14 protein-coding genes and 2 riboswitches are annotated in these 13,529 nt (G+C 59.1%); of the genes, 4 read left to right on the top strand and 10 right to left on the bottom strand.

Going from position 1 to position 13,529, the window contains the following annotated elements; all coding sequences use genetic code 11:
* Positions 1-16 precede the first annotated feature (16 nt).
* From nusA to KI617_RS08165, 10 genes are all read right to left on the bottom strand, one after another.
* Positions 17-1,489 (bottom strand): transcription termination factor NusA, encoded by a 1,473-nt coding sequence (gene nusA / locus KI617_RS08210; RefSeq protein WP_226451515.1) that lies wholly within the window; start codon positions 1,487-1,489, stop codon positions 17-19.
* Positions 1,490-1,510: 21 nt separating this feature from the next.
* A complete protein-coding gene (rimP, locus tag KI617_RS08205) occupies positions 1,511-1,951 on the bottom strand; it encodes a ribosome maturation factor RimP (RefSeq protein WP_226451858.1) in 441 nt (146 codons plus the stop codon).
* 116 nt (positions 1,952-2,067) lie between these two features.
* The gene (rluB, locus tag KI617_RS08200; protein WP_226451514.1) at positions 2,068-3,084 is read right to left on the bottom strand and encodes a 23S rRNA pseudouridine(2605) synthase RluB; all 1,017 of its coding nucleotides are present in this window, start codon (positions 3,082-3,084) and stop codon (positions 2,068-2,070) included.
* Positions 3,081-3,557: an SMC-Scp complex subunit ScpB gene (scpB, locus tag KI617_RS08195; RefSeq protein WP_455550762.1), complete on the bottom strand. Its 477-nt coding sequence runs from the start codon at positions 3,555-3,557 to the stop codon at positions 3,081-3,083. The genes rluB and scpB overlap by 4 nt, the downstream gene beginning before the upstream one ends.
* A 28-nt stretch (positions 3,558-3,585) precedes the next feature.
* Entirely contained in the window at positions 3,586-4,437 is an 852-nt protein-coding gene (locus KI617_RS08190) for a segregation and condensation protein A (RefSeq protein ID WP_226451512.1), read from the bottom strand.
* A 1-nt stretch (position 4,438) separates the two neighbouring features.
* Positions 4,439-4,729, bottom strand: a complete 291-nt coding sequence (locus KI617_RS08185) for a lipid-A-disaccharide synthase N-terminal domain-containing protein (RefSeq protein ID WP_226451511.1) — start codon at positions 4,727-4,729, stop codon at positions 4,439-4,441.
* Positions 4,729-5,931: a tryptophan--tRNA ligase gene (locus KI617_RS08180; RefSeq protein ID WP_226451510.1), complete on the bottom strand. Its 1,203-nt coding sequence runs from the start codon at positions 5,929-5,931 to the stop codon at positions 4,729-4,731. The genes KI617_RS08185 and KI617_RS08180 overlap by 1 nt, the downstream gene beginning before the upstream one ends.
* A 7-nt stretch (positions 5,932-5,938) precedes the next feature.
* A complete protein-coding gene (locus tag KI617_RS08175) occupies positions 5,939-6,592 on the bottom strand; it encodes a site-2 protease family protein (RefSeq protein WP_226451509.1) in 654 nt (217 codons plus the stop codon).
* Between the two features lie 4 nt (positions 6,593-6,596).
* The gene (locus KI617_RS08170; protein WP_226451508.1) at positions 6,597-7,223 is read right to left on the bottom strand and encodes an L-threonylcarbamoyladenylate synthase; all 627 of its coding nucleotides are present in this window, start codon (positions 7,221-7,223) and stop codon (positions 6,597-6,599) included.
* Between the two features lies 1 nt (position 7,224).
* The gene (locus tag KI617_RS08165; protein WP_264180066.1) at positions 7,225-8,064 is read right to left on the bottom strand and encodes a 3',5'-nucleoside bisphosphate phosphatase; all 840 of its coding nucleotides are present in this window, start codon (positions 8,062-8,064) and stop codon (positions 7,225-7,227) included.
* 110 nt (positions 8,065-8,174) lie between these two features.
* Positions 8,175-8,263, top strand: a riboswitch (glycine riboswitch).
* An 11-nt stretch (positions 8,264-8,274) separates the two neighbouring features.
* Positions 8,275-8,354: riboswitch (glycine riboswitch) on the top strand.
* A gap of 77 nt (positions 8,355-8,431) precedes the next feature.
* Here KI617_RS08165 and gcvT point away from each other — a divergent pair.
* The 4 genes from gcvT (at position 8,432) to KI617_RS08145 (ending at position 13,524) form a co-directional block, all read left to right on the top strand.
* A complete protein-coding gene (gene gcvT, locus KI617_RS08160; protein WP_226451507.1) occupies positions 8,432-9,523 on the top strand; it encodes a glycine cleavage system aminomethyltransferase GcvT in 1,092 nt (363 codons plus the stop codon).
* Between the two features lie 23 nt (positions 9,524-9,546).
* Positions 9,547-9,933 carry a glycine cleavage system protein GcvH gene (gene gcvH / locus KI617_RS08155; RefSeq protein ID WP_226451506.1) on the top strand — a complete coding sequence of 129 codons (387 nt, stop codon included), beginning with the start codon at positions 9,547-9,549 and terminating at the stop codon, positions 9,931-9,933.
* Between the two features lie 160 nt (positions 9,934-10,093).
* On the top strand, positions 10,094-12,985 hold the full coding sequence (gene gcvP, locus KI617_RS08150; RefSeq protein ID WP_226451505.1) for an aminomethyl-transferring glycine dehydrogenase: 2,892 nt from the start codon (positions 10,094-10,096) through the stop codon (positions 12,983-12,985).
* A complete protein-coding gene (locus KI617_RS08145; RefSeq protein WP_226451504.1) occupies positions 12,985-13,524 on the top strand; it encodes a DUF2946 family protein in 540 nt (179 codons plus the stop codon). The genes gcvP and KI617_RS08145 overlap by 1 nt, the downstream gene beginning before the upstream one ends.
* Positions 13,525-13,529 lie beyond the last annotated feature (5 nt).

Below are 13,529 nucleotides of genomic sequence, written 5' to 3'. Positions count from 1 at the left end.
ACTTGCTACCTCCCGCTCACTCGAACCAGTGAGCCCGTGCCTTCAGGATAAGATCCTTGGCACGCTCATCGTCAATGCCGGTCATTTCCGTCAATTCATCAACAGCCAATTCCGCGAGATCATCACGCGTCTTGACATCGTGTCCGGCCAGTTTAGCGGCCAGTTCCTTGCTCATGCCTTCGAGACCAATCAGATCCTCGGAGACATTTTCCAGTTTTTCTTCGGTCGCGATAGCCTCGGTCAGCAGGATATTACGAGCACGATTACGCAACTCATTAACGATTTCCTCGTCCAGACCATCGATTTCGAGCATTTCGGCCAGCGGCACATAGGCCACCTCTTCCAGCGTCGAGAAGCCTTCGTCAATCAGCAGATCCGCCAGCTCTTCATCGATATCCAGCTTTTCCATGAAAACAACGCGCGTTTCAGCATGTTCAGCTTCCGACTTCTTGGCCGATTCGTCCTGGGTCATCAGGTTGATGGTCCAACCAGTCAACTCGGACGCCAAGCGAACGTTCTGGCCGTTACGACCAATGGCAATCGCGAGGTTATCCTCGTCCACCACAACGTCCATGGCGTGCTTTTCCTCATCGACAACGATGGAGGAAACCTCGGCCGGCGACAGGGCACCAATCACGAACTGGGCCGGATCAGCTGACCAAAGCACGATATCGATGTTTTCCCCACCGATTTCGTTACGAACAGCAGTAACGCGAGAGCCGCGGAGACCGACACAAGTGCCAATCGGATCAACACGCGGGTCATTGGACTTGACGGCAATCTTGGCACGCAGACCGGGGTCGCGGGCACATGCCTTCAACTCCATCAAACCGTCAGAAATCTCCGGCACTTCCAGGTCAAACAAACGAATAACGAATTCCGGCGCGGTACGCGACAGAATAATCTGGGGACCACGGGCATTGCGGTCGATACGCAGCAAGTAAGCTTTGACACGGTCGCCAATGCGCAGATTTTCCTTGGGGATCATCTGATCGCGCGGCAGCATGGCTTCGATCTTGCCGGCTTCAATGATGGCGTTGCCACGCTCCATGCGCTTGATGGTGCCGGAAACGACGTGTTCACCGCGACCAAGGAAGTCGCTCAGAATCTGCTCACGCTCGGCATCACGAATCTTCTGCAGGATAACCTGCTTGGCAGCCTGGGCACCGATACGACCAAAGTCGATCGGCTCAAGCGGCTCTTCCAGAGAGTCGCCAGCCTCGATTTCCGGATCATCCTTTTGCGCATCAGACAACGGCACTTCAAGAAACTCGTTGACGTATTCATTGTCTGGCACGACCTGCCAGCGACGGAAGGACTCAAAACTACCGCTATTGCGATCGATCGAGACGCGGACATCGGCCTCGTCATGGATACGCTTCTTGGTCGCGGACGCGAGCGCCAGCTCAAGGGCACCGAAAACGATATCCTTGCTGACGTTCTTTTCGCGGGCCAGAGCATCGACCAGCAGCAAAATTTCACGGCTCATGGGCTAAAACCTCCTAGTCCTTCAGTCGAAACGAGGCACCAGACGTGCCTTCTCGATATTGGTGAATTCCAGTTCCACATCATCTTTTTCCAGGCGCAGGCCAACCTTGCCATCTTTGAAGCCAAGCAGCTCGCCCTGGAAATTGCGGCGCCCGCCTTGAGGAATGCGGACCTTGATTTGAATATCCTGGCCGGAAAAACGCTCAAAATCTTCAGCCTTCTTGACGACTCGATCGAGCCCCGGCGAAGAGATTTCAAGACGATCAAAATCGAAATTCTCGACTTCAAAAACACGCGTCAACTGATTGGAGACCTTGGCACAATCTTCTACATCAACACCGGTTGCTTTTGCCGGCGCATCGATGAAGACGCGAATCGTACGACCGCGCGGCGACATCTCGACATCAACGAGTTCATAACCCAGACCAACAACAGTCGTTTCAAGCAGCGTGTTTAAATCCATAGCCACAAATAAAAAATGGGCGAAACGCCCACATCACAATAAAAGATGCCCGCCAAAAACGACGGGAGGAACAAACCCGTGAATTATAACGAGTTTATTCCCCCCAGTAAATCGATTTACGTGCTTTCAGGGCCTTTTCGCTGCGCTGATGGCATGTTTTCGAGTTCGCGCATCAGCATTTTGACTTCCACGTCTTTCAGCTCGCGGGCCATGCCCCGTTTCAGTTGCGGCGGCAGAACAAACGGGCCATAGCGAACACGGATCAATCGACTAACGGTGCAACCAACCACCTCAAACATGCGACGGACCTCGCGGTTACGCCCCTCAGAGATCGTCACCCGATACCAGTGATTCGCGCCCTCGCCACCGCCGTCGTGCAAGGTACCAAAATTGGCCCGACCATCTTCCAGTTCGACGCCGTGCAATAACTTTTGCTGAGCCTCCATGGTCAGTTCGCCAAGGACACGTACGGCGTATTCGCGAACCAGCTCCGAGCTCGGATGCATCAATTTGTTAGCCAGTTCTCCGGAGGTGGTGAATAGCAACAGGCCGGAAGTATTGAAGTCGAGACGACCGACATTGATCCAGCGACCACCACGCATACGGGGCAATGCCGCGAAGACCGACGGACGACCATCCGGGTCATCGCGCGAGACGATCTCGCCCTCCGGCTTATGATACATCAGGACGCGCGGCGGACGTGAGCTGCCAGTAAATCGGATATTGATCAGGCGGCCACCAATCTTGACCTTGTCGGAGGTCACGACAGATTGGCCGATCGTGGCAACAACGCCATTGACGCTGACCTTGCCTGCGGCAATCCACTCTTCCATTTCACGACGCGAGCCAACTCCAGCCTCAGCCAGTACCTTCTGCAAGCGCACCGGCTTGGCCTCAGCCAGCGGCCGTCCATCACGGGCGACGTTACCGCGATTGGCTCGTCCGCCAGTATTTGGTGCCGGCTTCCTGCGTGGCGCAGGTTTAGCCACCTGTGCGTCACCCGGCGGCTGATCGTGCTGTGCAGCTCGGCCGCGTGGCGGCACGGCGGCGCGACGACCGTTTTCATCCGATCCATGCTCGGTAGCACCCTCGGGTTTGTTCGATTGACGGAATGGTGTGCGTTTTGTTTTCATTGTTCCAGCTCCAGTGTCTGGCTGATTTGTTCTAATGGTGGCAGTTCGCTGACGCTTCTGAGACCGAGATCATCGAGAAATTGTTTGGTCGTGGCAAATAGTGCCGGCCGGCCCGGCGTATCGCGATGGCCGACAACGTCGATCCAGCCACGCTCTTCAAGGGTTTTGACGACGTTGGTATTGACCGCAACGCCACGAATTTCTTCGATATCGCCCCGCGTTACCGGCTGACGATAGGCGATGATGGCCAAGGTTTCAAGGACGGCGCGCGAGTATTTTGGCGGCCGCTCGGGATTCAGGCGCTCGATATACGGCAGGTACTCCGCCCGTGTCCGGAAGCGCCAGCCGGAGGCAAGCTGGATCAGCTCGACCGGCCGCTCAGCCCATTCCTCACGCAGCTGGTCGAGCAGCTTGCGCAGGGTTTCGGACGAAAACTCCTCGTCGAACATCTTTTTCATTTCACTGGGCGTCATCGGCTCGCGCGCGGCGAGCAGCGCCGCCTCAAGCACTTTCTTGATCAGGCTCGGTTCCACCTTGATGCACTCGGACGTAAATGGGTTGAAAGGCTTCGGCTTGGGTAATTTCGATCAGTTTTTCGCGCCCCAGTTCGAGCATGGCAATGAAATGGACGACCAAGCCAGGCACACCCATTTCCGGGTCAAACAGGGTTTCGAACTGAACGAAGCCGCCCTTTTCCTGCAAGGCACGCAGGATGATGCCCATGTGCTCGCGCACCGACAATTCCTCGCGCCCGATCTTGTGGTGTTTCTTGAGACCGGCCTGACGGACGACAGCCATCCAGGCTTCCTTGAGATCATCAACCGACACATCCGGCTGCCTGATCAGCAAGGATTTCTCGACCAGGGTTTCGACCCAGAAGAATTCCCGCTCGGCCTGCGGCATTTCGTTCAGCTTCTGGCCGGCCAGCTTCATCTGCTCGTATTCCATCAGCCGTCGGACCAGCTCGGCGCGTGGGTCTTCTGCCTCATCACCCTCACCCTGCTTCGGCCGCGGCAACAGCATGCGCGACTTGATTTCGATCAGCAGCGCTGCCATCACGAGGTAATCGGCGGCCAACTCCAGATTGCTGGCCCGCATCGCTTCGACGTAATCGAGATACTGTCGGGTCAGCGGCGCCATCGGAATGTCGAGGATATTGATATTGGCGCGACGAATCATGTACAGCAGAAGGTCAAGCGGACCCTCGAAGGCATCGAGCATGATGGCCAGCGCATCCGGTGGGATGTACAGGTCAAGCGGCATTTGCTCCATGGGCTCGCCATAGATGCGGGCGACCGGCGTAAAAAGGTCTACCGTCTCGCCAATTTCAGGGACATCAAGCTCCGTAATCATCTCAGGAGGCCGCAGCGCGGCCCTTGCCCTTGTAATGCAGATGCAGATTGCGGAAATAAATAATTAACCCAAGTCCCTGCCCGAAAATGAAGACCGGATCGTTGCGGTGAATGGCATAGACCGTCAGCACCACACCGCCGAGAATGCTGAAATACCAGAAAGCGACCGGCACGACGACTTGCTTGGCCTTCTCGCTCGACCACCACTGGACGAGAAAGCGCATCATGAATAGCCCCTGTCCGCCAAAACCGATGGCGATCCAGATCAGCGCTTCCCAGTCGTAACCGAACATCAGTGGTATTCCAGCCCCATCGCCTCGCGGACATCGCGCATCGTTTCACGGGCGTATTCGCGAGCCTTTTCGCAACCATCGGCAATGATGTTCTTGACCAGCGTCGGATCGTCCAGATAGACCTGTGCCCGCTCGCGCATCGGCACCTGTTCTTTCAGAATGCCATTGATGACTGGTTGCTTGCACTCGATGCAGCCAATGCCAGCCGTCTTGCAACCTTGCTGCACCCATTCCTTGGTGCTGTCATCGGAATAGACCTGATGCAATTGCCAGACCGGGCAGCGCGCCGGATCACCCGGATCGGTGCGACGGACGCGATTGGTATCGGTCGGCATGCTTTTCACCTTCTTGGCGACCGACTCCTCGGATTCGCGCATGGTGATGGTGTTGTGATACGACTTGGACATCTTCTGCCCGTCCAGACCCGGCATCTTGGATTCCGGCGTCAGCAGGTAACCCGGCTCGACCAGGATCATCTTGCCCGTGCCTTCCAGGAAGCCGAACAGGCGCTCACGATCGATCGCCGACATGTGCTGGATCTCGTTGAGCATCGCCTTGGCCTGCTCGACGGCTTCCTTGTCTCCGTTCTGCTGGAAACGGGTACGCAGCTCTTCGTACAGGCGCGCCTTCTTGCTGCCCAGCTTCTTGACGGCTTCGCGAGCCTTGTCTTCAAAACCCGGCTCGCGGCCATACATGTGGTTGAAGCGGCGAGCCAGTTCACGGGTAAATTCAACATGCGGGATCTGGTCCTCGCCAACCGGTACCTTGTCGGCCCGGTAGATCAGGATGTCAGCGCTCATCAGCAGCGGATAGCCGAGGAAGCCATAGGTCGTCAGATCCTTGCCAGCCAGTTTTTCCTGCTGATCCTTGTAGGTCGGCACCCGCTCCAGCCAGCTGAGCGGCGTCATCATCGACATCAGCAGGTGCAGTTCGGCGTGCTCAGGCACCTTGGACTGGATGAACAGGGTCGACTGATTCGGATCAACACCGGCGGCCAGCCAGTCGATGACCATGTCCATCGAGGATTTTTCGATGCCTTGCGGATTGTCGTACTGGGTGGTCAGCGCATGCCAGTCAGCCACAAAGAACAGGCAGGGGTACTCATGCTGGAGCTTGACCCAGTTCTTGAGAACACCGTGATAGTGGCCGAGATGCAGCGACCCGGTTGGGCGCATGCCAGAGAGAACACGTTCTGCGTACATAGATTATTTAGTAAAGGCCAAAAATTAACTCGATCGCCCGGGCTGACAAAATGACCAGCGGGTTCATCACAGCGCCGAGGATACCGGTGAATAACAGGAGCAACAAAATCGGAAAACCCCAGCGTTCGATCTGGGCAAACTTCCACGCCATCTGATGTGGCAGCAGGCTAACCGCAATGCGACCACCATCAAGCGGCGGCAGCGGCAAGAGATTGAGCACCATCAGCACGCAATTGACCATGATGCCGATCTTGCTCATTTCAGACAGCGGCAGCGTGAATTCGCTGCTTGGCAGCAGCCAGGCCAGCTTGAGCAGAGCAGCCCAGACGAAAGCCATGAACAGGTTGGCGCCGGGACCGGCGGCAGCTACCCAGAACATATCCTGCTTGGGCTTGCGCAGGCGGCTGAAATCGACCGGCACCGGCTTGGCGTAGCCGAACAGGAAGGTACCGCCGGAGAAGAGCAGGATCGTGATCGGGATGATAATGGTGCCGACCAGATCGATGTGCCGCAGCGGGTTCAGGCTGATGCGGCCTTGCATCCAGGCCGTCGGATCGCCGAAATGGCGGGCCGCATAGCCGTGCGCTGCTTCATGCAAGGTAATCGCGAAAATCACCGGTAATGCCGAAATGGCCAGGGTCTGGATCAGGCTTTCGAACATGCGCTTAGTCGAGTCCGAAAGGTGCCAGCGAACCACGCCCGGCACGAATCAGTTCCGGCGCCGAGCCGGTCAGGTCGATGATCGTTGTCGGCTCCGTGCCGCAAGGACCGCCATCGAGGATCAACTCCAGCTGGTCTTCGAGCCGATCCTGGATTTCCCAGCCTTCGGTCAGCGCAAATTCGTCGCCCGGCAATTGCAAGGTAGTGGTCAGCAATGGCTCGCCCAGCTCTTCAAGCAAGGCCAGCGCCACAGGATGATCGGGAATGCGCAGGCCAATGGTCTTGCGTTTCGGATGCATGACCCGGCGCGGCAATTCCTTGGAACCTTCCAGAATGAAGGTATAGCTGCCGGGCGTCGCCGCCTTGAGCAAGCGGTACTGGGCATTGTCGACCCGGGCAAAATGGGCGATTTCAGAGAGATCTCGCACCATCAGCGTCAGGTGATGGCGATCATCCATCTGACGAATCAGGCGAATCCTGTCCAGTGCTTCCTTGTCGCCAAGATGGCAACCCAGGGCGTAGCAGGAGTCGGTGGGCAAGGCGACAATGGCACCATTGCGAATGAATTCAGCCGCCTGGACAAGCAAGCGCGACTGCGGAGATTCAGGATGAATATTGACAACGCGTGCCATGTCAGAACACCAGGCGCCAGACCGGTTTCAGGTCTTCAGGCAATTGAGGAAGTTTACCAAGATCGACATAGCTCTCTTCTGGCCCGTGGAAATCGGAGCCGCGAGAAGCATGGAACTCATAATGACGGGCCAGACGGGCAAAATGCATCACGTGATCCGGCGAATGACTGCCGCAGGTCACTTCGATACCCTGCCCGCCGACATCCTTGAAATCATCGAGGAAGCGGCGCATCTCAGCGCCGGACATCTTGTAGCGCCCGGGATGGGCCACGACAGCCACACCACCGGCACCGGTAATCCAGTTAACGGCTTCTTCGAGCGTCGCCCAGCGATGATCGACATAGCCCGGCTTGCCGGGCGTCAGGTAGTGCTGAAAAACGCCACTCATATCCTTGGCGATGCCGATCGAAACCATGTAACGCCCGAAATGCGCCCGAGAAATCAGGCTGGGGTTGGTCACGAAGCACAGGGCGCCTTCATAAACACCGGGAATACCGATTGCTGCGAGGGCGTCACCCATGCGCTTCGCCCGCTCGACACGACCAATGCGAAGTTCATCGAGGCCGCCAGTCAGCGCAGCATTGGCTGCATCAAAACCGAGGCCGACGATATGGATCGGGGTACCGCGCCACTCAATGGAGATTTCGACACCATTGACGAAACTCATCCCGACTTCTTCAGCCGTCGCCCTGGCCGTGGCAAGACCGCCGATATCGTCGTGGTCAGTCAATGCCCACAGATCGACACCATTCTCTGCCGCGCGTCTAGCCACCACTTCGGGCGGCAGCAAGCCGTCGGAAACGATGGAATGGCAATGAAAATCGAAATTGACAGGTATCACAGGCAAGCGTTTGAAGGCAAACGAAGAGTTTAGCACGAAGGGGGCCATACCCCGGACTCCCTTGTGCAGTGCAGCAGGTTGATTAGACCGGAGCATCCCGCTATAGTGCCTCCCGTTCCGTGGGAGAGCGCAGATCCGTCTGCCGCCGAAGGCGCAATTTCACCCGAAAACGCTCAGGCAAAAGGACCGCGGAACCGAAATGGCTTGCCATTTCGAAACTCTGGAGAGCGGCGTCAACAGCGCCCACCGATGGGGCAAATCTCTCAGGTATCGAGGACAGAGGGGTGAAACGCAAGATGTGTATCTTTCGTTTCACCCCTTTTTCGTTTCTAGAACCGGCTTTAATTAAAGCCTGTAAAGGACTGATATGCTGAAGAAAACGGTTTTGAATGCCGCTCACCGCGCGATGAATGCCCGGATGGTCGATTTCGGTGGTTGGGACATGCCGGTCAACTACGGTTCGCAGATCGAGGAGCACAACGCGGTCCGCAACAACTGCGGCATGTTCGACGTGTCGCACATGTGTCCGGTTGATGTGGTCGGCGCCGATTGCCGCGCTTTCCTCTCCCGCCTCGTCGCCAATGACGTGGCCAAGCTCAAGGTTTCCGGCAAGGCCCTCTACGCCGCCATGCTCAACGAAGCCGGCGGCGTTATCGACGACCTGATCATCTACTTCCTGACCGATACGCGCTTCCGCATTGTCGTCAATGCTGGCACGGCCGAGAAGGATCTGGCCTGGATGCAGGCCAAGGTCGCCGAATGGAAGCTCGACGTGACCATCACCCAGCGCCGCGATGGCGCCAACAACCTCGGCATCATCGCCGTCCAGGGCCCGAATGCCCGCGCCAAGGTCTGGGAAGTGCTGCCGCAGGCCAAGGCTGCGACCGAAGGTCTGAAGGCTTTCTTCGCTGCCGAGGTCGATCAGTACTTCATCGCCAGCACCGGCTACACCGGTGAAGATGGCTACGAAATCATGCTGCCTGCTGGCGAAGCCGAAGCGCTGTGGAACAAGCTCAATGCCGCCGGTGTTGCCCCTTGCGGCCTCGGTGCGCGCGACACGCTGCGCCTGGAAGCCGGCATGAATCTCTACGGCCAGGACATGGACGAGACGGTTTCGCCGCTCGACGCCGGTCTGGCCTGGACCGTGTCGTTGAATACTGATCGCGATTTCGTCGGCAAGGCAGCGCTGGTTACCAATGGCCAACAGAAGCAGTTCCTCGGCCTGATCCTGCTCGACAAGGGCGTGCTGCGCGGCCACCAGAAGGTCATGACCCCGCACGGCGACGGTGAAATCACCTCCGGCAGCTTCTCGCCGACGCTCCAGCAGTCCATCGCCCTCGCCCGCCTGCCGCTCGGCGTGCAGATCGGCGACGAAGTCGAAGTCGATATCCGTGGCAAGGCGCTCAAGGCCAAGGTCACCAAACCCGTATTCGCCCGCAACGGCAAAGCAGTCATCTAATTCACCCCATTCAGGAGAAAACCATGTCCAACGTCCTCGCCAACCTCAAGTACACCGCCTCCCACGAATGGATGCTGCTCAACGCTGACGGTTCCGTCACCGTCGGCATTACCGACCATGCCCAGGAAGCTCTCGGCGACCTCGTTTTCGTTGAACTGCCGGAAATTGGCGCCCATTTCGACGCCGAAAAGGAAATTGCCGTCGTTGAATCGGTCAAGGCTGCCGCTGACGTGTACGCCCCGATCGCCGGCACCGTCACCGAAGTGAACCAGGCTGCTGCCGATGCGCCGGAATCGGTCAATCAGGACGCCTACGCTGCCTGGCTGTTCAAGATGACACCGGACGATGTGGCCGACCTCGACAAGATGCTCGACGCCGCCGCCTACCAGGCCGTTGCTGACGCCGCGTAAGCATCGTCAGCATTTAAAGCTTCTCCCCCTCTAAGGGGGAGGATGGGTGGGGGATGGGTTCGGTTTGCGTATCGTGCAATACCCCATCCCCACCCCGGCCCTCCCCTTGAAGGGGAGGGAGCACAAAAAATCGCCGTATCTATCGTTTTCAAGGATTCCCATGCCGTTGAATCTTCCCCTTTCCGCCCTTGAACAGCACGACGAGTTCATCGGCCGTCACATCGGACCCTGCACCACCGAAATGGCTGCCATACTCGCCGCCATCGGTGCTGACAGCCTCGAACAGCTGATCGACCAGACTGTTCCCGCCGCCATTCGCCTGCCGGCAGACCTGCCGCTGCCCGCCCCGCGCCGCGAACACGAGGCGCTGGCCGACCTCAAGGCCATGGCCAGCAAAAATGTCGTCAACAAGTCCTGCATCGGCATGGGCTACTACGACACGCTGACGCCCAAAGTCATCCTGCGCAACGTGATGGAAAACCCGGGCTGGTACACCGCCTACACGCCCTACCAGGCCGAAATCGCCCAGGGCCGCCTGGAAGCGCTGATGAACTTCCAGCAGATGGTCGTCGACCTGACCGGCCTGGAAATCGCCAACGCCTCGCTGCTCGACGAAGCCACCGCTGCCGCCGAAGCCATGACCATGGCGCGTCGCGTTTCCAAGTCCAAGTCGAACCGCTTTCTGGTCGATGCCAACTGCTTCCCGCAGAGCATTGACGTGGTCAAGACCCGAGCCAGCTATTTCGGCTTCGAACTGGTCATCGGCGACATTGACGCCAACAAGGACGGCGAATTCTTCGGCGTCCTGCTCCAGTACCCGGGCGACAACGGCGAAGTCCGCGACCTGAGCGGCCTGATCGCCGGCTTCAAGGCGCATGGCACCACGGTCGCCGTCGCCTCCGACCTCATGGCCCTCGTCCTGCTCAAGTCGCCGGGCGCCATGGGCGCCGACATCGCGCTCGGTTCCAGCCAGCGCTTCGGCATCCCGATGGGCTTCGGCGGCCCGCACGCCGCCTTCTTCGCCACCCGCGAAGCCTTCGTCCGCTCGATGCCGGGCCGCATCATCGGTCTGTCCAAAGATGCCCGCGGCAACACGGCTTACCGCATGGCACTACAGACGCGTGAGCAGCACATCCGTCGCGAGAAAGCCAACTCGAACATCTGCACATCACAGGTGCTGCTCGCCAACATGGCAGGCATGTATGCCGTCTATCACGGCGCCGAAGGCCTGCGCACCATTGCCGGTCGCATCCACCGCCTGACCGCCATCCTGGCTGAGGGCTTGAAGCGGGCTGGCGTCAATCTGCTGACCAAGCAGTTCTACGACACCGTGCATCTCGATCTCGGCGCCCGCGCCGAAACCGTCTATCTCGATGCCCTGGCCGCCGGTTACAACCTGCGCCGCGTCTCGGCCGGTGTGCTCGGCATTTCCTTCGACGAAACGACGACGCGCGCCGATGTTGCGACCCTATTCAAGCTGATCACCCAGGTCACGCTCGACATGGAAGCCATCGACGCTCAGGTTGCAGCCGCCGACTCCGCGCTGCCGGACGCGCTGATCCGCAGCGATGCCGTGCTCCAGCACCCGGTGTTCAACACGCATCACACCGAACACGAGATGCTGCGCTACCTGAAGTCGCTGCAGAACAAGGATCTGGCCCTTGACCACTCGATGATCTCGCTCGGCTCCTGCACCATGAAGCTGAACGCGACCAGCGAGATGATCCCGGTCACCTGGCCGGAATTCGGTGGCCTGCACCCGTTCGCCCCGCGCGACCAGGCCGCTGGTTACCTGGAAATGATCACCAGCCTGACCGAGTGGCTGAAGACCGTCACCGGCTTCGACGCCATCTGCATGCAGCCGAACTCCGGCGCCCAGGGCGAATACGCCGGTCTGGTCGCCATCGCCCGTTACCACGCCAGCCGCGGCGACAGCCATCGTGACATCTGCCTGATCCCCAAGTCGGCGCACGGCACCAACCCGGCCACCGCCCAGATGGCCAACATGAAGGTCGTCGTCGTCGATTGCGACGAGAACGGCAACGTGGACGTCGCCGACCTCAAGGCCAAGGCCGAAGAGCACAAGGACGACCTGGCATGCCTGATGATCACCTACCCGTCGACGCACGGCGTTTTCGAGGAAGCGATCAAGGACATCTGCGCCATCGTCCATGCCAACGGCGGCCAGGTGTACATGGACGGCGCCAACCTCAACGCCCAGGTCGGCCTGACCTCGCCCGGCTTCATCGGCGCCGACGTTAGCCACATGAACCTGCACAAGACCTTCGCCATCCCGCACGGCGGCGGCGGACCGGGCATGGGCCCGATCGGCCTCAAGGCGCACTTGGCGCCGTTCATGGCCGACCACGCCGTCCAGCCGACGGGCGATGCCAACCGCGTCAACGCCGGCCAGGGCGCGGTTTCTGCCGCGCCGTTCGGCTCGGCCTCGATCCTGACCATTTCGTGGATGTACCTGGCCATGCTCGGCGGCGCCGGCGTCAAGAAAGCCACGCAAGTCGCCATCCTGAACGCCAACTACGTCGCCCAGAAGCTGACCGCGCACTACCCGGTACTCTACGTCGGCAAGAACGGCCGCGTGGCGCACGAGTGCATCCTCGACATCCGCCCGATCAAGGCCGCCACCGGCATCGCCGAAATCGACATCGCCAAGCGCCTGATGGACTACGGGTTCCATGCGCCGACAGTGTCCTTCCCGGTCGCCGGCACGATCATGGTCGAACCAACGGAATCCGAATCGAAGGCTGAACTGGACCGCTTCATTGCGGCGATGATCAGCATTCGCGAGGAAATCCGCCAGATCGAGAATGGCGTCTGGTCGGCCGACAACAATCCGCTCAAGAATGCCCCGCATTCGCAGGCGGACGTGATCGACGGCGACTGGAAGCATCCGTACAGCCGGGAGCAGGCCGTCTTCCCGCTGCCCTGGGTGGCCGCCAACAAGTTCTGGCCGAGCGTCAATCGCATCGACGATGTCTATGGCGACCGCAACCTGAACTGCGCCTGCCCGCCGATGGAGGCTTACGCCGACTGATGGTTGATCTCTCCGCCATCGCCAAGTGGCCCAACGTCCCCGCCTGTTACGACTGGCTGTCGCTCGACCGGCGGGGCGACTGGCGATTGCAGGGAGAACGCGTGACCCACAGCGGCCTGATTCAATTCATCAACCGGCAATACGGTAGTGACGAATCAGGCTGCTGGTTTTTGCAGAACGGCCCGCAACGGGTTTTTGTGGCGCTGGCATACACCCCGTGGGTGTTTCGCCGGGAAGCGACCGGCTTTGTCAGCCATACCGGCGCACCAACCGGCCTGTTGAAGGCGGTCTATCTCGACGAAGATGGCAATCTGCTGCTCGAATCGGAATTGGGTATTGGCCTGCTCGATGACCGCGACCTGGCAGCATTCCTCGCCGAATGCCGTGATGGCAACGGAGAACTGGCGAAGGATGAAGAAATCGTCCACCGGATGGAAACTGGTTCCGGCGACATCCGCTGGCAACAGCTGCCCGTGCAGACCATTGCTGCAACCGACGTTCCAAAACGCTTCAATTTCAATCCGAACCCTCAGCCCTGAGCGCG

Source organism: Ferribacterium limneticum (assembly GCF_020510625.1).
Lineage (GTDB): Bacteria > Pseudomonadota > Gammaproteobacteria > Burkholderiales > Rhodocyclaceae > Azonexus > Azonexus limneticus_A.
This window is presented reverse-complemented; position numbering and strand designations above follow the sequence as displayed.